The following is a 21,186-nucleotide window of genomic DNA, read 5'->3' on the forward strand; positions in this document are numbered from 1 at the left end:
GCACTACCCCTACCATCAACCGCATTTCTCGCTTCCCAAACTGTGCGGGGTCTATATTTTATGTTTCCCCTATCATTCTTCTCTAGGCTCGTGCCAACGGTTCTTCGCGGGCGGGAAACTGGGCAAAATTGAGCGCGTTCACCGCGCGCGCCGAGTCGAGGACTCGGAATTGAACGCCGAAACGAACGAACTGACGTTTTTCTCCGGCCGTCACGATTCCCACCACCGGGACTTTTGCCAGTTTTTCTTTGTCGGTGTGTGCTTGGATGATTTCGCGCAGGCGATGTTGAACTTCAATGCTTTTGGCTTCTTGGGGATTGAGTTCCACCATCACCATTTTCACCCGTTCGATCGGTTCGGCATCTTCAATAATCAGTTGGGTGCGATCGTCTCGCCGATCGATTTTTCCCCAAATAATTAGCCTGGCATCGGCTAGAAGACAGGGGTAAATCCGCTCGTAACTTTTGGGGAACACCACCCCTTCTGCTTGTCCGGTGAGGTCTTCGAGGTGCAGAATTGCCATGCGATCGCCTTTTTTGGTCAAAATGGGTTTAATCCCGCTTATCATCACGATCGCACTGACGAGGGTGCTTTCTTGGCGATCGCTCAAATCGTTTAAATTCACCGGGGCGAGCAATCGCGCCGACTGTTGAATCGGCTTGAGGGGATGATCGGAAACGTAGAATCCCAGCAGTTCTTTTTCTTGCCTCAATTTGGTCAGCGGATCGTAATCTTCGACGGGTTTGCCTTTAGGAATTGCTTCAAAACCATCCTCTGTCGATGCCGTTTGCGCGTCCCCCATCAAATCGAACAAATTTCCCTGTCCCGAGGCTTTATCCCGCGCCCGAGTCTGCGCCCAGTCGATAACCAGCCCCAAATCTTGCATCAATTGATGGCGGTTTGGTTCGAGGCGATCGAAAGCCCCACATTGAATTAAAGCCTCGAACGCCCGTTTATTCACCGCTTGTAGGTCGAGGCGATCGCACACATCAGCCAACGATTCAAAAGCTCCGGCTTCGCGAGCTTCAAGCAAACATTCGATCGCTCCTTGCCCTAAATTTCGCACGGCTGATAACCCGAACAAAATCTTACCGTCAACGGGGGTAAAATCAATTTCCGATCGATTAATATCTGGCGGTTCGACCTGTATGTTCATATTCATGCAGGTCGCAATATATTTTTGCACTTTATCTTGGTTTCCACTATTCGCGGTCAGTAGCGCCGCCATATATTCGACCGGGTAATTGGCTTTGAGATATGCGGTTTGATAGGTAACATATCCATAAGCCATAGAATGGGATTTGTTGAAGCAATATTCAGCGAACTTAATCATCTGATCGAATAGCTCTTCTGCTATTTTTTTGCTCACCCCATTTTTTGCTGCACCATCGATAAAAATATCGCGGTGTTTTTGCATTTCCGCCAGCTTCTTCTTTCCCATGGCGCGGCGCAATAAATCCGCTTCTCCTAACGTATATCCCGCCAAATCTTGAGCAATTTTCATGATTTGCTCTTGATATACCATCACTGCATAAGTTTCTTCGAGAATGGGTTCTAAAAGGACGTGTTCGTAAACGACTTGTTCTTGACCGTGTTTGCGGTTGATAAATTTAGGAATTAGACCCGCATCGAGCGGACCCGGACGGTAGAGAGAAAGAATCGATGAAATATCTTCAATACTCGATGGTTTGAGGTCGCGAACCACTTGCCGCATCCCCGAAGATTCGAGCTGAAAAATGCCAGCTAACTGACCCACAGATAAAAGTTGATAGGTCTTTTGAATATCGGCCGGTAGCTTTTTCTCCTCGCTACGTGCATAAATTTCTTGCGCTTTTCGTTCGTCGGCGGGAAGGCGATCGGGATCGATATCCAGGTTTTTACTCTTTTTCACCAAATCGAGGGTTTTCTGAATCATCGTCAGGTTTTTCAGACCCAGAAAATCCATTTTCAGCATTCCCAGAGATTCGAGTTCTTCCATCGAATACTGAGTGGTTACCGCACCTTCTTTATTTAATTGCAGGGGGACGATTTCATCGAGGGGATCGGCTGAAATTACCACCCCAGCCGCGTGAACTCCCGAAGATTTATTCGTCCCTTCGATCCGAATCGCCATATCCACCCACCGATGCACGATCGGATCGCTATCGTACGCTTCTTTAAATTCCGGTGCGGGGGTTTTATCGGAAATCATCACCGCCAGTTTTTCCGGTTTGCCTCTGGACACCGGAATCAATTTCGCCATTTTGTCGGCTTGTTTGTAGGGAATGTCCAACACCCGACCGACATCTTTAAGAACGGCTTTCGAGGTCATCCGGTTGAAGGTAATAATTTGCGCCACCCGATCTTTACCGTATTTCTCGGTGACGTATTCGATCACTTCATCCCGCCGGTCGATACAGAAGTCGGTATCGATATCAGGCATGGATTTGCGTTCGGGGTTGAGAAATCGCTCGAAGAGTAAGCCGTGATGCACCGGATCGATGTTGGTAATCCGCAGGGTATAAGCCACTAGCGACCCTGCCGCAGAACCCCGACCGGGCCCGACGGGAATTTTTCGATCTCTGGCAAATTTGATGTAATCCCACACCACCAGGAAATAGGTCGAAAATCCCATCCGCTGAATCATTTTCAGCTCGTATTCCAGGCGTTCTTTATAAATGGGTTTAATTTCAGCGCGGGTTCTGGCATTCAACCGTTCGAGCAATCCTTCCCATGACAGTTCTTCGACGTAGGTATCGGGGGTGTAGCCGGAGGGGATGGGAAAGTTAGGAATTCGCGTATCGCCAAAGATATTATAGGGTTGCACTTTGTCGGCAACGTCTAAGGTATTGGAGATCGCTTCTTGGATCGTTTCTTCTTCTAAATGGTCGCGAAACAGCAAGGCCATTTCTTCGGCAGATTTTAGATATTCTGTCCCCGAATAGCGCAGCCGTTTATCTTCGGTGACCAGCTTTTTGGTCTGAATGCACAGCAGCGCGTCGTGCGCTTCTACGTCGTTACAGGAAATATAATGGGAGTCGTTGGTGGCAATAATTTGAATATCGAGTTCTTTGGCAATGTTGACAATTTCAACATTCACCAATCGGTCTTCGGGAGTGCCGTGGTCTTGAATTTCTAAGTAATAATCTTCACCAAATGTATCTTTATACCACTGGGCTACTTTTCTCGCGGCATCGGGTCTTTTCTTTAAAATCGCTTGGGGAACTTCTCCCCCCAAACAAGCACTGGTTACAATTAATCCTTCTCGATATTGTTCGAGTAGGTCTTTATTAATACAAGGACGAGAAAATATCCCCTTTCCTTGAACACCTTCTAAACTAGATATCGTGGTTAATTTAACTAAATTTTTATAGCCTTGGCTATTTTTTGCCAGCACGACTTGGTGATATTTTGGACGGCGTTCTTGTTTTGTAATATCCCCGTTCATGACGTACATTTCATTGCCGATAATTGGCTTTATATTTCGATCTCGGCAGGTTTTAATCAGCTCGACGGCACCGTACATAACACCGTGGTCGGTTAGCGCGATCGCCGGCATTTTTAGCTCTAGTGCTCTTTTAATCAGTTGAGGAAGCTGACTGGCACCATCGAGAAGACTATAATCGCTATGAATGTGTAAACCAACGAAAGACATGATTAATTTATAACGCTACGCGCTGGGTAAAGGAAAAGGAAAGGACAAGTGTCTTTAAGATTTTGGAGAATATACAGTTTTCAAAAAAACGATCGAGGACGAGAAATTTACGCGCTTGAAAAAATTATCGAGCGGCGGGCAAAAATTAAGATACTAGTTTAAAAAGAAATTGAAAAAATTATTTATTTTTCATACATTTTGAGGTCGATCGAATAAAAAATGAGCATTTCAAAACGAGTAAATCATAAAAATTGGAACGCTAAACTACCACTCCGATCGACAAACTCAAGAGCGCGATAAAAATAACCCCAAACTAACGTTCGAGTTAAATTAACTTAAAGTTGTACACAAGCGCAATCGCGACTTTATCTAATAACGAACGCTATTTCTGCGCTCGATCGCGATCGTTTCTTTTATGCAAACGATGGCATCAAAACGTAAGCCAAAAACCGTCGGCTTAACGGAATATTTAGATTCGATTGAGAGTGAACTTCTTGTCTATATTTGGATTTTACACCACACTCAGTCGATTTTGAGTTGAAGTTAAAAGCAACTTTTAAGCTTACTAGTTTCAGACGGTCTGGATTTTGTCAAGACATAAAACTGACAAAATCGCTTAATTTTCTTGAAGTCAGATGGCTGGCGATCGCTGCGCAAAGTTACCTAGCAACATGGCATCGCCAAAGGAGAAAAAGCGATATTCCAGCTCGATCGCCTCTCGATACAACTCTAATAGGCGCTCTCGACCCACCATCGCCGAAACCAACATCAGCAAACTCGATCGAGGCAAGTGAAAATTGGTAATCAATCCGTCCACCACCTGCCATTGATAGCCCGGATAGATAAATAAATCCGTCTGCCCGCAGAACGGTTGTAGGGTGCCCCCCCGCGCGGCAGATTCGAGCGATCGCACCACCGTCGTCCCGACCGCAATAACTCGCCTACCTCGCGCCTGAGTTTGGCGAATTTTCTCCACGGTTTCCTTACCCACCTCTACCCACTCTCCATGCATTTGATGGTGGGTAATCTCAGCCGCTTTCACCGGACGAAAGGTCCCCACCCCAACGTGTAGGGTCACAAACGCACGATCGATTCCCCGCGCGTCCAATCGCCCCAGCAACTCATCGGTAAAATGCAGTCCCGCCGTAGGGGCCGCCGCCGAACCCGGATGCTCGGCATAAACGGTTTGGTAGCGCTCGGGAGGAGCTTTGGAGTCGGTAATATAGGGGGGTAGGGGGACGCACCCGAATCGATCGAGGAGTTGAACCAAGGCAGTTCCCGGCGGTACGTCAAACTGCAAAATACGTCCTCCCGTGGCATCCTCTCGCGCCAGAACCGTTGCCGTGAGGGTCGCCACAGAATCTGCCCCTGGCGAGTCCGACTCGGCGGAAAAAACAATCTGCGCCCCCGGCTGCAAACGTTTCCCCGGTTTGACCAGTGCCAGCCAAGTATCGGGCGATCGCTCGTTTAGGAGTAGAACTTCCACAGCTGCACCACTGGGTTTGTTACCGTAGAGACGAGCGGGAATCGTCCGCGTATCGTTAAGAACGAGTAAATCTCCCGGTGCGAGCAAGTCTGGCAGTTCGCGAAAAATGCGATGGTTGTGACTCGCCGGGGAGTTTGCCACCAGCAGGCGAGCGCTATCTCTAGGTTCTACAGGATTTTGAGCGATCCGCTCTGGCGGCAGTTCGTAATCGTAGGCTTCGAGTAACAGATCGATATTTTCCCTAACACTCACGTTCGCTCCCATCTTGTTTTCGCTCTGTGCGGCTGTCATTGCGGCAAGCATTTTCCCGTTTGGGTAACATCCCCCACACAATTACAGGGACTCCACCCTATCAGCGGTACTGGCCTGCGCGCGAATATATATAGTAACCCCCTAATGTGGCAACCAGATATGGATTATCTTTACTACCTCGCAAATGCCAGTTTGACTTTGAGGGTTGCTGAATTCTTAAGGCTGGGAAAAGTCCCGGTACGCTTCATGACAGTAATCCATCAAATCGACGGTTGGGTAGTGAGGGTGAAAATGGAACATCAGCTTTCCTCCGAGCAACACGGTGACTTTCTTGCTTATATGAACGAGTTGGGTATTCCCTACCCCTCCAATATTCGCGTCCAGATGGCGCTGTGGAGTTTGGAGACGGGACAATCTCCCGTTGATGTCATGCGTCGCTACCAAGTAGCGATCGTCTCTCACGGTCATCCCGATCTCGAAGAAATTGAAGCCTTCCGCAAGCAGTTCGTAAACGGTTTGGGATATTGTCCCGAAACCCTTGCTTAACAACTTTCGATTCTGAGTTGGATTAATTGGAGATTCGAGCGATCGTTTCTCTTTTTTTTTGGGAACTCGCACTGTTCGATCGCGTTATCGCTTGTCGCTTTGTCAGATGTCTGCTCCCTCAAGGCCTCGTGCTATAAATTCAAAATGTTAAGAAATGTAAAACTGCTGAGGGGTGTAACCCCCCAATCTGTTATATTGAATTTAGTAGATGCACCCTGATGGCAACGCCCGGAATTACTCTTGGGCGTTTTTTTTTGCAATTTTTTGCAATTTGGATCGGCGATAAATCACAATCGCCGATCCAAATTGCCTCTTGATGGTGTAAGTCACTCGAACTATGCCAATCCCATCTAAAGGCACGCATTTATGCTGCGTGGGAGGCTTTCAAGAAACGCTAGTACTCGTGCCGACTGTGTCACCGCGCCACCGCGTCCCCCCACTCCCAATATCTCGCCGATCGCTCCTTATCTTTTGTATCGAGTAATACAAGTTGTTGGTTTTTGGTGTTGAGCGCAACTCTTTTTTTCCATTGGGTACGGGTAATATCCGGATGAAAAAAAAATCAAATTGTTCTTAAATTTCCGACACATTTTTGAATCTTAATGTTATTATATAAGTAAGGTAAGAATTAAAGCTAAAAGTTCTTCAAACGGTTTTCAGCCAAATGAAGAAACACAAGCAAAAAGTCTAAAGCGACTGAGATCGAAGACCTAGCAAAATTTTATTTTAGCGAAGCTTCAGGTCGCTTATAGTTTGAGAGATTAGCACGCTAATTCTCCCAACCGCGAATCATTCCCTCGAAAGAAAACTAGCCAGCTCGGCTGCAAGTCTCTGGTTTAGTGTCTTCTCATCACAGAAGACTGAGAGTTGATTTGTCGGTCTCAGAATATTCCTAGCGGTTTGGTATCGAATCGGATCGTTTTACGAGTCGATCGCGAGAATGAATCGTGCCTCTGTTTTCTAGCTATATAACTGGCGTTCAAACCGATGGCGGTAGAACTCCAGTCGAGATGAAGTAGCTACCCAAAGAACGAAAATCCGAGGAAGAACAGAAACAGTTCTCCCTGGGTGTTTCTGGGAAAGATATTTGAGGTGGGAAAAATCCCCCGATAAGTGGTGGAGTTCGAGAAAAATCGATGTGAGTTGCGTGAAGTCGCTCGTGTCGGAATTCATACCCAAGACCGAAGGTTTCGGGAACTTGAAGTGTGTCTCCAAATTTCTGACTTCAGTACGATTGTCTAGGACGACGATCGCCTAGGACTGAGTGCCGCGAGATTGAAACCTCAAAGCAGATACAGTTCTCAATCAATATACTCGATCGCCGAGTAAGGTAACGTGCAACCTAAAAGTTGTCCTGTACGCTCGCGGGCAATTTCGCGCGCGGAAATCAAAAAAAATAGGAGGTGGAAATAAATAATGGACGTGTGGCGCTGCTTATTAACAATACTAATTATACTGCTAATTGTCTTTCCCTCATCGAATTTGTTCTCCAGCCAGAGCGCCAATGCGAGAATCTGTCAAGCTCCGCGCAGTCAAACGCTCACCTGGCAACTTCCTAGGAACTGGCATCGGGAAAATGCAACGATTCCCCAACTAGCAACGGTTTTGGCTCCCATCTCCCAGAACGTACCTACAGATGATGGCGATGTCCCAGAGAAGGAGAGTAACGGATTCGAGCGAGCGGTGAATTTGCTACGGAGTTTACTGTGGAGAATGACGCGACATCTTCAACAATTGCCCATCGAATCTTGGCTGGCAGATTTAGAAGCAAACATCTCTCACAAAAGTGAAGAGATTGCCCTAGAAGTCGAAACCCTAGCGTAGGGAAAAAACCGAGCGAGGTGTAAAGCGGACAGTTGGACAAACCAGTGTAAAAGTTCAATTCCGAACTTATTTCCCCCCGAAAAGAGGTGCTGGAGGGGGTGTTCCAAAAGTCACAGAATACAAAAGTTTTGATAGATCGCGCCTGCAATGAATCGGGCGCGATTTCGTTCTTCTATCAGACCAATAAGTCGATTGTTGCAACCCATTATTGACGTAAAAACTCAACATTCGGCAGTAATGGATCTTTTACCACCCCCACCCCGCTAAAACTCCACCGCTCGATGATACTTTTCAACTGAATCGGGGTTATTGATTCAATGGTGAGTTTTTCTTTCATGTCTCCACCATATTTATTTAAATAACTTCGAGCATCAAAATTTTCTTGAAAAACTAATAAATAACGTTCTGGTAGATCCGGATTTGGATGGGCAGCTAAATATTTTCCATCAACTTTAGAACGAACCAGATAGTAAACTTGGGAAATCATTGTTTAAGTGTCTTCTTTTATTTTAGATCGTCTAGTTTTATTCTAGGATCGGCAAATTTCAATAACAAATCGGCTAGTAAGTTTCCAAGAATTAACATAACCGCACCCATCATCAAGCTCGCCATCACTAAATATAAGTCTTGTGCTCGAACGCCTTCTAGAATTAATCGACCTAGTCCCGGCCAATTAAAGAAATATTCTGCAATAAAAGAACCACTCAATAAACTTGCAAATTCAAATCCAATAATTGTAATCAAAGGATTGATGGCATTGCGCAATGCGTGGGTATAAATAACGCGATTTTCCGGCAATCCTTTTGCCCGCGCCGTTCGGATATAGTCTTGGCGCAAAACATCGAGTAATTGCCCTCGCGTAATACGCTGTAACCCCGCAAAACTGGTAATACTCAAGGCGATCGTCGGTAAAATCATATGCCAACCGATATCTAAGATTTTGCCGAATGTTGTTAAATCCGCGTAGTAAACGCTACTCATATTGCCCACAGGCAATAACGGGGATAGATTTTGAGCTAAAATCAACAGCAGCAGTGCCGTAATAAAGCTAGGAAATCCCTGTCCGGTATAGCTGAGAGTTTGCAAGAACTTATCTAGCCAGCGGTTTTGATGAATGGCACCGACAATACCCAGAGGAATCGCGATCGCCCAGGTGGCAATTAACGAAGAGACGGCCAGTAAAATCGTTGCCGCCACCCGTTCTAATAGCAGTCCTGCCACCGGACGCTGATAAATAAAACTACGTCCGAAATTGACCTCCGTTAGGATTTGCGTCAGCCAGCGCCCATATTGCTCGAATATGGACTTATCGAGTCCGAATTGTTCCTGAAGTTGACGAATGGTTTCCTCAGAAACGTTGGGTTGCGCTCGCAGTTGATCTAGGTAATCTCCAGGAGCCAACTGAATAATTGCAAAACACAGCATTGAAGCCAGAAACAGCGTCACGATCGCCTGCAAAAAGCGTTTGAGGATATAGGCGAAGGTTTCACCAGCGAAAAATCGGGCGAACCCATCCCCGAAGTCGCGAGTTGCAGAAGGTGGTGGGGTTTCTGGGGTAGAAGTCATATTGGAGCTAATGATTAATGGCTAACTGTTCGTGAGATTTGGGGGAGAGTGAAGAAACAACGGATCTCGGAGTGTGGAAAATTGGTGAGTCGCTTTTCTTTTCATCTCCTCTGGAATTTAAAATTCTCCCCATCTCCTCTTGGCCGATTAATATTCCACGAGGCTAATGATAGGGACTGACGGCAGCTTCTCGCGTCCGCCGAGGGCAGCCAGTTCTACAATAAACCCAAAGCCTATCGTCTCACCTCCAGCTTGTTGGACGAGTTGAGCCGTGGCTGCAGCTGTCCCCCCAGTGGCGATCAAATCGTCTACGATCAAAACCCGACTGCCCGGTTCGATGGCATCTTGGTGTATTTCAAGGCGATCGGTACCGTATTCGAGTTCGTACTCGATCGAGTAGACTGGAGCGGGGAGTTTGCCGGATTTGCGAACGGGAATGAAACCCGCCCCCAACTGGCAAGCTAAGGGAACGCCGAATAGAAACCCGCGCGACTCCATTCCCAGCACGTAATCCGGTGCGAGTTCCCCGCAGCGATCGCCCATCGTATCGACGGTGTAGCGGAGTGCTCGGGGGTTTTTCAACAGGGTGGTGATATCCCGGAAGACAATGTCCGGTTGAGGAAAATTTGGAATGTCGCGGACGATCGATTTAAGATCCATCAGAAGTAGCGAGTAACAAGTGAGTAATAATAAGTATCCGGGCAAGGCCTATCGGCAGGGTATCCGGCCGGTTGCCAAGGGAAGCTCTAAAAATCCTACACTAATGTATGGGGATCTGCGGTGCGAGATCGCTCCTCCCAACTTCTCTACTCTTCCATTTATATCTATAGAAAGTTAGCGTAATGGTATCCACTAGTCCTCCAGACCTGTCCGCTCCTCTCATTTTGGAGAGCTTGCCGAATCTCCCCATTTCGAGCGATGGCTGTCCTCGCCGGACTCGGATGCAAATCGACCTGATTCTTTTAGCTCTTGAGGCCCTAAATCTCAAAGGGTCTGAAGACATCTTAGCGCTATCCAAACAATTAGAATTGCAAGGAATTATTAAAAACCGAGTGGTGTTGTGGCAACTGCGCTGTACCAACCCCCTACGCCGCTTCAGCCAGCGCCGTCCCCTAACCCAGGACGAAGCCAAAGCGCTGGTGCTGATTGCCTGTCAGTTGGCACGGCGGATGACGGTGACGATTCGCCAGTTGCTGCTCGAGTACGAAAAGCTACGCGAAACCCAAACCCCCATCGAAAAAAGTCCCCGCCTATCCTACTTTCTCGAACGGTTTCGGGCACATTTTCGCGCGCGGATGAACCCACGTCGATCGATGGTGATGACTTATAAAAGTAACGAGAAATTGAACGAGTTGGGACTGAAGCTGTTTTCCCAACTGCTATTCTGTACCGGGACGGCCGGGCCTCAGCGATTGTGGATTAGTTTATTTGATGGGGAGGTCTAAAAATCATGCAACGGCGGTATAGTTTGCCCAATTGTACGTTAGTACTCGAAGGACTCAGCAACACTATCGGCGATCTTTCGGGAACTGGGATCGTCTCGACCCTCGTCAACGCGGAATGCCATATTCAGGGTCAAGAGCAGCCTCTTTCTGGAGGGCGGGAGTTTTTAGAAAGTCTGATTCGATCGGTCAGCCAGTACGCTCAGAGTATTTTGAGCGGCGTGCGACCTCCCCAGACGCCCCCATCGGAAGTGGTACGGATTGCCCCGGTAGAGGGCCATCATCGCTTGAGTGTTGCCGCTTCAGACAATGGTGCAACACCAGCCCAGGTCGATCTGAGCACCGTCGTGCTTTTCGATCTCGTCGAAGCCATCGACCAACTGCTAGCCGATGCCAACACCCTACCCGAGCTAGTCGTCCCCCTACAGCCGCTGTCTCGCCAGTTCTCGAATACCAGCGTGCCATTCGCGGCGCGGGCTGCCGCACCGGCTTTAGGGCTGTCGAGTGTCGCGATCGCGGCGTTGGTTTTTGCTCTGGTTCCCATTCCCGAAACGGTCGAACGTCCCGTTGACCCCGTCCCGGAAGAAGTGGAGTCGGTGGAGGGAGATGGACTCTCTTCTGCTGGAACTGGAACTGGGACGGACGATCCCCCCAGCCGGGAAACGGCTGATGCCGATTCTGTCGAACTATCCCCCACCCTGGAAACGACCCCAGACATTACCGATCCCGATCGCGTTGCCGAACTGACGCAAGAGCTTTACCAACAGATCGACGAAACCTGGGAAGAGCGATCGAGCGTCGTCACCGATTTGACATACCGCGTCAGTGTCGGCGATGATGGCTCAATTATCGGCTACAAAGCTGTAAGTGGATCGGCGGAGTATTACGAACCGGAGATTCCCCTACAAGACTTACTGTTTATCCCCACCGAAGGCGGTCGTGCCGATGCAGAATCCCTAGCCGAATTCAAGGTTGTTTTCCGGGATAATGGCAATCTCGAAGTGAGTCCTTGGGATGGCTACCTCGAAGAAACGACCCAACCGGATTCTGAATCGGAGTTCGACGATCGCGAATCCTCCTTAGAAGAATCGGACACCCGTCGATCGAATACCGACCGATCCCGCATCGATGAATCTTCGCCAGAAGAGTCAGGCAGCATCGAGCAACTGTGGGCAAAGACCCAAGGGTTTTTGTACGATGAATGGGACGATCTACCCAAACCGACCTTTGATAAGAACCTGGAGTACCGAGTGGGAGTGAGTGAAGATGGGGCGATCTCTGCCGTTGAACCTATCAACCAACCTGCATTCGACTACATCGACGAAACGCCCTTGGAGGAAGTCGAACGCGTCACGCGCGAGGATCGCAACGATACCGATGACTTAGCATTTTTTAAGGTTGTTTTTACCCCTGGAGGTGTCATCGAGATGAATCCTTGGGATGGCAGAAATTAGAGAGAACGCGAAATCGGCAATATAGCGCAGATGAACGGAAAGCCGATTTTCTCTCATCGATCCGCCATTTAGCCGATGAAACCATTTCGTCTTTCGAGAATAATAACAACAGATGCACAACTAACTCCATCAGTTGCCCCCCCACCTTCTTACGATGGGAGGGTTTTTATTTGGGGAGATCTCTATGACTTGCGACTATCCCTGCCCGTAAATCGAACCATCGGGCATAATTGCCCCCGTCAACTTCGCCCCCGTCATTTTCACCAGAAGTCGGTTTTTCGTTCCCAGTTTCGCGCCTCGAAAATCTGCACCGCTTAAATCCGCACCGCTCAAATCTGCTCCCACTAAATTCGCATCCTGCAAATTCGCCCGACTCAAATCTGCCTCGAGTAAATTTGCCCGAAACAGATTCGCGCGGGTCAGATTGGCCCCTTGCAAATTGCTACGATGCATGAACGTATCGCTCAAATCCGCCCCGGTCAGATCGGCGTAGCTGAGATTATAACTCGATAAATCCTTTTCTTTGAACGATCGCCCTTTCAAATCTTCGCCACTGAGATTCGATCGACTTTTTTGAGTTTGGGTTGTCGTTCGAGAATCTGACTCCGACGACGATCTCCCCTTAGATTTGGGGGAATAGTAGTAATAGTAGGACGTGGCTTCTCGCCGTGGGGGGTCTTGGCGAGGTGGCTTTTGTCGAGGAGGTTCTTGCCGGGGAGGTTCTCGGCGATAGTATTCTCGGTGAGACCGTTCTCGGCGATAGTATTCTCGCTGGGACTGGGTATGAGAAGTTTGGGTTTGGGTTTGAGATTGGGACTTGGCGCTTTGGGACTTAGCACTTCGGGACTTGCCATTGTGAGACCTGCTCGATTCCGAGGCGTGGCGAATCGAGCGTAATTTATCCCGCGCTTGATTGATCGATTTGAGCTGTTCTTGGGCTTTGTCTCGGAGGCGGGGATTATCGTTCGGGATGCGATCGGGATGCCAGATAAAGGCCAAATCTTTGTAGGCTTGGTTAACTTCTTCCGGTGACGCGCCAGGTTCTAGGCCCAGCACTCGATAGTATCGAGCGAGATCTTCCATATTCCCTTGTGTCCCGTTTTCTGTGGCTTGAGTCCCGATCGAGATCGACGGGTTACTCTATTATGGGGTCGAGTTGGAGTTGTGGTGGATAATTTTAGATGATATTTAGATGAGCGTTCGAGACGATCGACGCAAAAACGAGTTCATCCATCTATTTGGGTGATGCAAACCCACGAATGCGACTCGCCGCAGAACAGATACGATGTTAGATTCGGGCGATCGAGAAATGCCCTTCGAGTTACAATTCACGACTAAAATTCATATCGCCCCTTCTAAAGATTTAATAATTATTCTTAACGCAATGTAAAGCTCGGTTCGAGATCTTACATTGCGTTAAATTTGAGTGATTCGACATTTTTTGAACTCGTTATATAGAGATATAACATCTAGTCTTTCAGATTTTAATTGGGTCACCTCACGATTAATAACCTTAATAGCTATTCGAGCAGATCGAAATTTAAAATTGAGGTGGCGGGAAAGAAAAAGAGAAAAATTGATGAATTTCAAATGAATGACTCAATAGACAATGCATATGCATCTGAGCTGACTATTCGTTAAACTCTTCTCTCTTTTCCCATTCGATTGTCGCCACTTTCACCAATGACGGTGCGATCGCCTCTTTGAGTCCCCGATCGTACAACCGCAAACGCCATTCCAACAAGCGTTTCAACTTTCCATCGTTCTGTGCCGATCTCCAAATTGCCGTCGCCATCTGGAGGCATTCGTTAGGATGCTGCCGGTTCGGCTGTTTTGTGCTCTGAAGACAGTATACCCACTCCAGAAGCGTGACAGTTCGATCGCCTTCGATATCGGCGAGGATTTCATCGATCTGGCGCGGTGGTGGGGTTTTTTCCAAAAGAATATGGGGAGGAAGTATTGGAGAAAAGTCATAGATTTTTTGGGAAATTCGTGTTAATTCAGTAGCCTCACATTGGGGAAGTGGGGGCAATTTCAATTTTTTGATTTGAATCATATTATATGGAAAACTAACGTTGTAGTTTGGTTTTATTTTCAATTGGCGATCGAGGGTTGCTGTCGCAATTGAAAACGAAAGACTACTTTGCGATCGCCAGGGTTGTCTGTATTAGTATCGGCTTCAATTTCTCCTCGACCCGCTGCTAATATTTTTTGCTTTAAATTCGATTTTGTTGTAAAACTTATCTCGTCAGAAAAAATATAGTTTGCCACAGATAACGCACGTCTGAGGCTCAGTTCTAGATTGCTGTCTTCAGAACCCTGAGAGCTTGTATGTCCTTCGATAAGAATTCGAGTGATTTGTCGGTCGAATTCTTCATTGGAAAAAATGACTTGACTGTAAATCGGAATAAATTCCTGAAGAAACTGCTTTCCTTCAGACTTTAGAGTGGCACTGCCTCGATCGAAGAGAATGCGATCGCGAATGCTCACCTCTCCCGTTGAGGGATCGACAGACACGACGTCGCTACCGCCCAATTCCGACTCGATCGCCGTTAAAATAACCAAAGGCAGGCGATCGAAGACATCTTGATAGCGCTCGAGCTGTGCAATTTTAGCTTCCAATTCTCGTTCGAGTTTCGCCACCTCGCTTAATTTTTGTTGGAGTTGTAGCTGCACCGTAATAAACAGCAATGCGAATAGCATCAGCAAGCCTGACATCAAATCGCCAACGGATAGCCAGATTCCCGTTTCTGGTGTTTCTGTCGTATCTGTTTCCAATTCCTCAAAATAGTTCATCACCTGAAAAAAATAAGCGAAGCGGCCACCCATTTAATTTTATAGAGCAACCCAAACCCGTAGAAGGTTTTAGGTGCCAAATTATTCAATTGAGATGCGCGTTAGCTGACAAAATGGATAAGCGGGAGTCGATCGATCGCCTCCAGCGGCATTAAAAATTGGGATTTCCCACCCCCCAAACCCGTTTCCCTTCTTCTATTTCTATAACCTTTACCCAGCGCTGCGTTGCGCCATAGACTTTGACTTCCGTTTCTTTACCCCAACTTATCGTTGGTGCTTGCCAGGGAAACGTGGTGAGTTTTCCCACCGATACCGTTCCCGCATTAGCCGTTCTGCCCGATCGCGCCGCCTCTATTTTTAACCTCAAACAGCGCAGCCAGAGCAAACCTCTAATCTTGATGGGGGCAGACCCCGAGGATTTGTGGCCCTATACCCTCGGAAGCGATGGGGAACGAGAAATTTGGCAGCAGGTGGCGCGAAAGCATTGGCCCGGTGCGCTGACTCTAGTATTGCCTGCAACCGATCGCCTTCCCCCCCAAATGAACCCCATCGATCCCACAACCATTGGGATGCGGGTTCCCAATAGCGCGATCGCTATCGAAATTCTCCGCAAAACAGGCCCCTTAGCCACCACCAGTGCCAACCGTTCTGGGGAACCTCCCCTGCATCAGATGGATCGGATTGAAGCCGCGTTTCCCCAAGTTCTAACGCTGTCGGATGTTGCACGATCTCCAGCGTTGGGCGTTCCCTCTACCGTGGCCAAATGGACGCAGACGAGTCGCAGTTGGGAGATTCTGCGTCAAGGGGCGGTAGAGTTGAGAGAAGAAGAGAGAGCTTAGTAGAAATGGACTGGAGCAATTGGATATTTTTGGGGTTCGGATTGGCTTTGGGTATCGGGAGTCAGTGGTTGGGACGATCGTCTTCCACAAGTCGTGTTGAGAAGGTATCGGATGCCACCGTCCCAGCCACAGATGATACCAGCGACGCAGAAAATTTGCGATCGCAACTCGAGCAGTTCAGGCTAAACGATCGAATGCTCGCGGATATGATTCGGTATAAAGCCGGATTTCTGGCGCGAGTTTCCCACGAACTGCGATCGCCCCTCAGCGGTGCCATCGGCGCTCATCAAATTATTCTTGCTGATTTGTGCAACGACGCGGAGGAAGAACGAGACTTTCTCTCCAAAGCCAACGAATCGGCCCTCAAAATGGTAGAGATGCTCGAAGAAATTATCAAAGTTTCTCGAGTGGAAGAGGGGAAACTCCCCCTAAAAATGAGACAATTTCCCGTTGAAGATATTTTCGAAGAAGTATACGGCTTGACTTACCTGCAAGCTACCAATCGAAATTATCCATTCAATATTGAGTATCCCGATCCCGAAATCGAAATTTATGCCGATTTTAAAATCCTGCGGCAGATTTTAGTCCATGCCATCGAAACGGCAATTTTCAATATGGAAGAGGGAAGTTTGAACTTTTCGGTTCAAAGCATTCCCTCAGAAAACCGCGTCGAAATTTGGCTGGATTCTCCATGTCCCTTCCAGGCTTGGAGCGATCCGGTGGATTTCCTCCAATCGGAACACCCGTCCACCCCAGAGTCCCCCCCACGGGAGCTTTCGATCGGCTTGAGCGCGGAAATCGATCGCAGCTTGCTAGAGCGGATGGGGGGACGTTTGGAAATACTCGAAGCCCCGCAAGAAGGTTCAGGCTATCTTACTCGGATTCAATGCTCGCTGCCATCGAGCGCTCCCGTTCCCGCAGTTCCGGCATAAGGGAATGATTGTGCAGCACCATCGTCGTGCTGGTATTTTCCTCAAATCCGATCCGCTTGTAAAATTTTTGCTGATAGGTGGTCATCAAGTAAATGCGCTCGACGCGGTTCATGCGAGGATGGCTGAGTAAAATTTCGACAAGCTTACTTCCCAAGCCAACCCCTTGATACTCGGGATGAACGGCTACATCCCAAATCGTGGCCCGGAAAATGCCATCGGATGTAGCCCGCGCGAACCCGATGAGGCGCTCTCCATCCCAAACTGTGATGACCGGATCGCTATTCGCCAAGGCGATCGCCCAATCTTCAAGACTGCGGTCTGTTGCCCAAAATGCAGTTAATTTAAACAGCGACTGAATTTGGTGAAGGTCGATGGGGGGTTGGCACTCGTCGGATAAGGCGGTATCGCGAATGCAAAAGCGAATGTGGCTGCAATCCATTGTCATTAGTCTGTAGGTCTCCTCAAGCTACGCTACGATCTGTTTGTGGGTCGTTTTGTTTTCAACAATTTCGCCAATATTAACGAGATTTCTCAGATTTTGATAGATGGACGAGGGTCGGGCGCGATCGTTCCGTGACTTTAACCCGTCTCGATCGCTAATGACAAACTGTACGGGACGAAGCGATCTACATTATTCTTCTCCCCCAACTCTCCCAACTCTCCCAACTCCCCCAGCTTTGCTCGCCCGGAATCTAATCTACACAACAGACACTTGTAAGCTCTCCTACCTCCCCAGTTTGGGTTCTCCGAGGGTGGTAATGTAGATGACCGCTTCATCTTCGGGAATGCCTAATACTTCATTCACTCGATCGTCGAAAAAGCCGGCAATACCACTAGCCCCCAAACCCAGATGAATCGCGGCTAGATTGAGACGCTGTCCTAAATGTCCGGCATCCAGGTGCAGGTACCGATATGCTCGTTCTCCGTACTTTCCTACAGCCCGAGCTAAGTCTGCGGTATGAAAGAGTACCACCGCTGCATCTCGTCCTAAAGGCTGGCCCAAACACAAAAAATGCAGTTCCCGACGGAAATTTTTAAACCGAACTTGTCGCAGTTCTTGGGCTTTGGGGGCGTAGTAATAGCAGCCATCATCCAAGCCTTCAACAGCGGTGACTGCAATGAATGTTTCGATCGAGTCCAAATCGAAATAATCGGGATCGTTATCGAGTCCTCGACTGACGTAATGTTTCGGTTGATAGGTAAAATCGAGCAGGAGTTGAAGCTGAGTCAGGGAAATTGAACCGCCGGTATATTCCCGAGTCGATCGTCGCTCGAATAAGGTTTTTTCCAAACCGATGGAATTTTCTCCCCAATCGATGGGTGGGGTTGCCGTCGTCACCTTCGTACAAAAAGGGAAGTTGTATTTATCGTCTTCGGGAGACTCGTCAGGGGTTGATGCTGCCCGGTCTTGTTGTTTCGGTTCGGTATCGATTTGGGAAACGCGATGGAGATAGGCGAGTAACTCTCCCTCTTCTAGCTTGGGATAGTCTGTTGTGGTTTGGGAGGGTAAAGCACTTTTGTCGTGGGTAATATGATGTTCGATCTCTCGCAAATCCGCTAGAGCAACAATCGCAACAGTGCCTTCTGTCTCCGGATCGAGGTAGAGGAGTTTGTTGGCAGCCATATCGGAAAAACCGCCAATGAGATGGGGACGGTAGTCGTTGAGGGCACTGGCGAGTTCGATGTTACCGAGCAGATGCCCCGTATCGAGGTTAATGCGGCGGTACGCTCGGTCTTGGTAGCGCCATTGGGAACGGTAAAAGACAGCAGTGGTGGCGATCGCCAATTGAGTGCGATCGAGAGAGCGATGCCAGAAACTCGCCTCCTGTAGCGATCGCCACACGTCGCTGTCCCAAAATCTAAGTAGGGAATGGGTTCGGACTTGGTAGTTGTACAATCCTGCCGCCAGTTCTGGGGTTCCTCGCGAAATCAGATAGATTTCTGCCGGATACAACCCGCCAGCAGAAGGGGCAGAACGCAGGAAAATCGATTCTCCGTTGAGGGTGCGAACTCTAGCGGTGATGCCATAGCTGGCGTAGAGTAAGCGGGAGATTCGCGACCACCAACTCGGTTCGACTTTCGGGTCGAGATAGGGCTTGAGATCGATTGTCGCTCCGAATTTGTATTCTTTGAAGGAAAGGGGTTGAGCATCCCAATCGAGGGGCTTGCTTTTCGAGTCGATCGTTTGGGGATCGTACTTGGTTCGTTCGTGGTAGTGCTGGGCAAAACAAAGAGATTCGTCGGACATCGATGAATGGAGGAAATCAGTAGATGGAACAAATTCAATATAAAACGGCTTCGTCTGAAACCCTTGTACGGGCGAAAAAGTATCCTCAGTTTAATTGCGCCGCCTACTTGACAACACATATCCACAACCTAGCGCGAGAAGCGAACTCCCGACAACACGATCGCACTCAGAGGGGAGAACGGGGGAGGCAAAGAAAGCAGAGGGAGAAAGATGCTTGCGGGTTTGGCTTGTTGCTTGCGACCATCGCTACTGATGTAGAACAAATAGTTCGATCGGTTCATGGATACTTAAGCAAACCTTAAAAACGAGCGGGAATTTAGTTAAGCGATATTAAGCTACCCATAGAGGAATAGGTATAAATACACACCAAATTCCGAAAGGTCAATTCATGCGAATCTGACAGGCGCGATCGCTTATAGCTTGTCCGCCGAGGTGCATTCTCGGGGGATACCGTTTTCGCTTGTCCGACCGCAAATGTTAACTGATTTCGAGTATTGGGTAATATGCAACGGATCGGTACAACAGAACTAATAACTCAGTATACAAACGGTCAGCGAGAGTTCGGCGAGATCGACTTGAGTGAGGAAGACTTATTTGAAATAGATTTGCGCGACATCGATCTCACCGGCAGCGATCTGACTCGCGCTTACTTGCCGTATGCTAATTTTTCTCAAGCCCGGTTACAAGATAGTATTTGGGCTGAAGCTCAGATGGCAGATACGAAGTTCTATCAAACCGACTTGAGCCAAGCTAATCTCCAAGGTGTTGACCTGTCGCGGGCCAGTCTCCGTCAGGCAAACCTCCAAGGGGCAAACCTCCAAGGGGCAAATCTTCAAGAAGCTGACTTGTCGAATGCCAACCTCAAAAATGCCGATCTCACCGGGGCGAATTTGAGTCGTGCCAATCTCGATCGTGCTAATTTAGGCGAGGCAAAGCTATCGGGTAGTAACTTCTTTCGGGCGAAGAATGTAGATTTTACCGATGCCAAACTCGATTCGAAAACCATTGCCCCCGATGGGTATCACCCAGATGTTCCGTGAATGCGATCGACCTTTGGCACCCTTCGCAAAAATGTGGAAATTTCGGTGACGATCCATTCCTGTTCGATCGAGGTCAACCGCGATCCAAAGCAATAATAATAAGGGCGATCGTCCGTGCCAAACCCGCAAGCCGGATTGTCGTCTCCGATGACTTTTACCCAAGTAATTTGGGTCGGGTGTTTTTCCACTCGCTTGGAGAAGCACAACCACTGCCACTGGCAGCGAAAGGTGTGCCGATCTATTTTTAAGCGGACGCGACCGGAGGCTCGATAGGCAATACAACTCAGACACGCCAGCCAGAAGGAAATGCACGGGAACGCCATACCTGCCGAAATGAAGAAAGTACTCCAGAAAAGCAAGATGAAAATTCGGGTGGGATTGAGGAAGGCGATGGCCGATCGTAGCGTTGCGGGGGGAATCTCGATTTCGAGTTGTTTGGCCGTCTTTTGTACCACCACACGAGAGCCTTTAAATTTCGGGGATTCGTACTGCCAGATGCGATCGCGCTGGGGATTGCGTTTGCCCAGCAGAAACGCCAAGGCTTCGGGAGCCGACTCAAACCGATCTTCGATCGCCGGTTCGAGCATCGTTTCCAGCCACTGGGCAAAGGTGGGGGAAACATGCACTCGATCGCGAAAATCGAGTTTCATCCGCTTTTTGGGTAAATCCGTCGGCGAGCGATGGGTCAACAAAAATAGCACCGTTGCCCCCAACCCATATAAATCCGATGCCGCCACCGCCTCTCCCCGAAACTGTTCTGGGGGCATATACCCCACCGTTCCCACGAAGGTTCCCCCTTCAATTAGGGTCGTACGGTAGACATCCTGCACCGCGCCAAAATCCACCAGATACACCCGTCCGTTTTCGTCTCGAATGATGTTTTGGGGTTTGATGTCGCGGTGAATCACCGGAGGCGCTTGTTGGTGCAGGTAATCGAGGACGTGCAGGATTTGTTCGGCAATGTCTTGCACCTGAGCCTCGTCGGCGCGCCATCGGTTCTCTACCAACGTTGCCAGGGATTTCCCAACGACCAATTCTTGCACTAGGAAAAAGTAGCGGTCTGTGGCTGTCGCTCGATCGAAGTAGTCAAGGTAGCCAGGAATCGCCTGATGGTGTAGATTTGCCAA

The 21,186-nt window shown here is 48.6% G+C and carries 19 protein-coding genes; 8 read left to right on the forward strand and 11 right to left on the reverse strand.

Annotated elements, in window-relative coordinates; translation table 11 throughout:
• Positions 1 to 82 precede the first annotated feature (82 nt).
• Together IQ235_RS01675 and queA are read right to left on the reverse strand one after the other, a co-directional pair.
• Positions 83 to 3,634, reverse strand: coding sequence for a DNA polymerase III subunit alpha (locus IQ235_RS01675; protein WP_264319764.1), 3,552 nt, complete (start codon positions 3,632 to 3,634; stop codon positions 83 to 85).
• 631 nt (positions 3,635 to 4,265) lie between these two features.
• Positions 4,266 to 5,384: a tRNA preQ1(34) S-adenosylmethionine ribosyltransferase-isomerase QueA gene (gene queA, locus IQ235_RS01680; protein WP_264319781.1), complete on the reverse strand. Its 1,119-nt coding sequence runs from the start codon at positions 5,382 to 5,384 to the stop codon at positions 4,266 to 4,268.
• A 147-nt stretch (positions 5,385 to 5,531) separates the two neighbouring features.
• Here queA and IQ235_RS01685 point away from each other — a divergent pair, with 147 nt between their 5' ends.
• Positions 5,532 to 5,918 (forward strand): DUF732 domain-containing protein, encoded by a 387-nt coding sequence (locus tag IQ235_RS01685; protein WP_264319765.1) that lies wholly within the window; start codon positions 5,532 to 5,534, stop codon positions 5,916 to 5,918.
• Between the two features lie 1,416 nt (positions 5,919 to 7,334).
• The gene (locus IQ235_RS01690; RefSeq protein ID WP_264319766.1) at positions 7,335 to 7,742 is read left to right on the forward strand and encodes a hypothetical protein; all 408 of its coding nucleotides are present in this window, start codon (positions 7,335 to 7,337) and stop codon (positions 7,740 to 7,742) included.
• Positions 7,743 to 7,947: 205 nt separating this feature from the next.
• Here IQ235_RS01690 and IQ235_RS01695 read toward each other — a convergent pair whose 3' ends face one another.
• From IQ235_RS01695 to IQ235_RS01705, 3 genes are all read right to left on the reverse strand, one after another.
• On the reverse strand, positions 7,948 to 8,229 hold the full coding sequence (locus IQ235_RS01695; protein ID WP_264319767.1) for a hypothetical protein: 282 nt from the start codon (positions 8,227 to 8,229) through the stop codon (positions 7,948 to 7,950).
• 17 nt (positions 8,230 to 8,246) lie between these two features.
• Complete coding sequence (locus tag IQ235_RS01700) at positions 8,247 to 9,308, reverse strand: ABC transporter permease (RefSeq protein WP_264319768.1); 1,062 nt, start codon at positions 9,306 to 9,308, stop codon at positions 8,247 to 8,249.
• A 147-nt stretch (positions 9,309 to 9,455) separates the two neighbouring features.
• Positions 9,456 to 9,968: an adenine phosphoribosyltransferase gene (locus IQ235_RS01705; RefSeq protein WP_264319769.1), complete on the reverse strand. Its 513-nt coding sequence runs from the start codon at positions 9,966 to 9,968 to the stop codon at positions 9,456 to 9,458.
• A gap of 182 nt (positions 9,969 to 10,150) precedes the next feature.
• On the opposite strand from IQ235_RS01705, the gene IQ235_RS01710 reads away from it, so the two are divergent.
• On the forward strand, positions 10,151 to 10,753 hold the full coding sequence (locus IQ235_RS01710; protein WP_264319770.1) for a DUF3038 domain-containing protein: 603 nt from the start codon (positions 10,151 to 10,153) through the stop codon (positions 10,751 to 10,753).
• A 5-nt stretch (positions 10,754 to 10,758) separates the two neighbouring features.
• Positions 10,759 to 12,204 (forward strand): DUF4335 domain-containing protein, encoded by a 1,446-nt coding sequence (locus IQ235_RS01715; RefSeq protein ID WP_264319771.1) that lies wholly within the window; start codon positions 10,759 to 10,761, stop codon positions 12,202 to 12,204.
• A 195-nt stretch (positions 12,205 to 12,399) separates the two neighbouring features.
• On the opposite strand, the gene IQ235_RS01720 is transcribed toward IQ235_RS01715, so the two are convergent.
• The 3 genes from IQ235_RS01720 to IQ235_RS01730 form a co-directional block, all read right to left on the reverse strand.
• Positions 12,400 to 13,287 (reverse strand): pentapeptide repeat-containing protein, encoded by an 888-nt coding sequence (locus tag IQ235_RS01720; RefSeq protein WP_264319772.1) that lies wholly within the window; start codon positions 13,285 to 13,287, stop codon positions 12,400 to 12,402.
• Between the two features lie 547 nt (positions 13,288 to 13,834).
• On the reverse strand, positions 13,835 to 14,260 hold the full coding sequence (locus IQ235_RS01725; protein ID WP_264319773.1) for a hypothetical protein: 426 nt from the start codon (positions 14,258 to 14,260) through the stop codon (positions 13,835 to 13,837).
• 38 nt (positions 14,261 to 14,298) lie between these two features.
• Complete coding sequence (locus IQ235_RS01730) at positions 14,299 to 15,033, reverse strand: OmpA family protein (RefSeq protein WP_264319774.1); 735 nt, start codon at positions 15,031 to 15,033, stop codon at positions 14,299 to 14,301.
• 206 nt (positions 15,034 to 15,239) lie between these two features.
• Here IQ235_RS01730 and IQ235_RS01735 point away from each other — a divergent pair, with 206 nt between their 5' ends.
• Both IQ235_RS01735 and IQ235_RS01740 read left to right on the forward strand, forming a co-directional pair.
• Positions 15,240 to 15,839: an L-threonylcarbamoyladenylate synthase gene (locus IQ235_RS01735; RefSeq protein WP_264319775.1), complete on the forward strand. Its 600-nt coding sequence runs from the start codon at positions 15,240 to 15,242 to the stop codon at positions 15,837 to 15,839.
• Between the two features lie 5 nt (positions 15,840 to 15,844).
• A complete protein-coding gene (locus IQ235_RS01740) occupies positions 15,845 to 16,771 on the forward strand; it encodes a sensor histidine kinase (RefSeq protein WP_264319776.1) in 927 nt (308 codons plus the stop codon).
• On the opposite strand, the gene IQ235_RS01745 is transcribed toward IQ235_RS01740, so the two are convergent.
• On the reverse strand, positions 16,713 to 17,210 hold the full coding sequence (locus tag IQ235_RS01745) for a GNAT family N-acetyltransferase (protein WP_264319782.1): 498 nt from the start codon (positions 17,208 to 17,210) through the stop codon (positions 16,713 to 16,715). The two genes, IQ235_RS01740 and IQ235_RS01745, sit on opposite strands and share 59 nt — an antisense overlap.
• 285 nt (positions 17,211 to 17,495) lie before the next feature.
• Positions 17,496 to 19,019: a SagB/ThcOx family dehydrogenase gene (locus IQ235_RS01750; protein WP_264319777.1), complete on the reverse strand. Its 1,524-nt coding sequence runs from the start codon at positions 19,017 to 19,019 to the stop codon at positions 17,496 to 17,498.
• 23 nt (positions 19,020 to 19,042) lie between these two features.
• Here IQ235_RS01750 and IQ235_RS01755 point away from each other — a divergent pair, with 23 nt between their 5' ends.
• Both IQ235_RS01755 and IQ235_RS01760 read left to right on the forward strand, forming a co-directional pair.
• Complete coding sequence (locus tag IQ235_RS01755) at positions 19,043 to 19,321, forward strand: hypothetical protein (RefSeq protein WP_264319778.1); 279 nt, start codon at positions 19,043 to 19,045, stop codon at positions 19,319 to 19,321.
• A 201-nt stretch (positions 19,322 to 19,522) separates the two neighbouring features.
• On the forward strand, positions 19,523 to 20,059 hold the full coding sequence (locus IQ235_RS01760; protein WP_264319779.1) for a pentapeptide repeat-containing protein: 537 nt from the start codon (positions 19,523 to 19,525) through the stop codon (positions 20,057 to 20,059).
• On the opposite strand, the gene IQ235_RS01765 is transcribed toward IQ235_RS01760, so the two are convergent.
• Positions 20,041 to 21,186, reverse strand: a 1,146-nt coding sequence (locus IQ235_RS01765) for a serine/threonine protein kinase (protein ID WP_264319780.1), incomplete at its 5' end; no start/stop codon positions are given. The two genes, IQ235_RS01760 and IQ235_RS01765, sit on opposite strands and share 19 nt — an antisense overlap.

The sequence above is a fragment of the Zarconia navalis LEGE 11467 genome (genome assembly GCF_015207075.1).
GTDB classification, from domain to species: Bacteria; Cyanobacteriota; Cyanobacteriia; order Cyanobacteriales; family Geitlerinemataceae; genus Zarconia; species Zarconia navalis.

Bases quoted from the DNA above. Each gene is read 5' to 3' on its own strand.
- IQ235_RS01675 (WP_264319764.1), bottom strand. From the start codon at position 3,634: ATGTCTTTCGTTGGTTTACACATTCATAGCGATTATAGTCTTCTCGAT.
- queA (WP_264319781.1), bottom strand. From the start codon at position 5,384: ATGGGAGCGAACGTGAGTGTTAGGGAAAATATCGATCTGTTACTCGAA.
- IQ235_RS01685 (WP_264319765.1), top strand. From the start codon at position 5,532: ATGGATTATCTTTACTACCTCGCAAATGCCAGTTTGACTTTGAGGGTT.
- IQ235_RS01690 (WP_264319766.1), top strand. From the start codon at position 7,335: ATGGACGTGTGGCGCTGCTTATTAACAATACTAATTATACTGCTAATT.
- IQ235_RS01695 (WP_264319767.1), bottom strand. From the start codon at position 8,229: ATGATTTCCCAAGTTTACTATCTGGTTCGTTCTAAAGTTGATGGAAAA.
- IQ235_RS01700 (WP_264319768.1), bottom strand. From the start codon at position 9,308: ATGACTTCTACCCCAGAAACCCCACCACCTTCTGCAACTCGCGACTTC.
- IQ235_RS01705 (WP_264319769.1), bottom strand. From the start codon at position 9,968: ATGGATCTTAAATCGATCGTCCGCGACATTCCAAATTTTCCTCAACCG.
- IQ235_RS01710 (WP_264319770.1), top strand. From the start codon at position 10,151: ATGGTATCCACTAGTCCTCCAGACCTGTCCGCTCCTCTCATTTTGGAG.
- IQ235_RS01715 (WP_264319771.1), top strand. From the start codon at position 10,759: ATGCAACGGCGGTATAGTTTGCCCAATTGTACGTTAGTACTCGAAGGA.
- IQ235_RS01720 (WP_264319772.1), bottom strand. From the start codon at position 13,287: ATGGAAGATCTCGCTCGATACTATCGAGTGCTGGGCCTAGAACCTGGC.
- IQ235_RS01725 (WP_264319773.1), bottom strand. From the start codon at position 14,260: ATGATTCAAATCAAAAAATTGAAATTGCCCCCACTTCCCCAATGTGAG.
- IQ235_RS01730 (WP_264319774.1), bottom strand. From the start codon at position 15,033: ATGGGTGGCCGCTTCGCTTATTTTTTTCAGGTGATGAACTATTTTGAG.
- IQ235_RS01740 (WP_264319776.1), top strand. From the start codon at position 15,845: ATGGACTGGAGCAATTGGATATTTTTGGGGTTCGGATTGGCTTTGGGT.
- IQ235_RS01745 (WP_264319782.1), bottom strand. From the start codon at position 17,210: ATGGATTGCAGCCACATTCGCTTTTGCATTCGCGATACCGCCTTATCC.
- IQ235_RS01750 (WP_264319777.1), bottom strand. From the start codon at position 19,019: ATGTCCGACGAATCTCTTTGTTTTGCCCAGCACTACCACGAACGAACC.
- IQ235_RS01755 (WP_264319778.1), top strand. From the start codon at position 19,043: ATGGAACAAATTCAATATAAAACGGCTTCGTCTGAAACCCTTGTACGG.
- IQ235_RS01760 (WP_264319779.1), top strand. From the start codon at position 19,523: ATGCAACGGATCGGTACAACAGAACTAATAACTCAGTATACAAACGGT.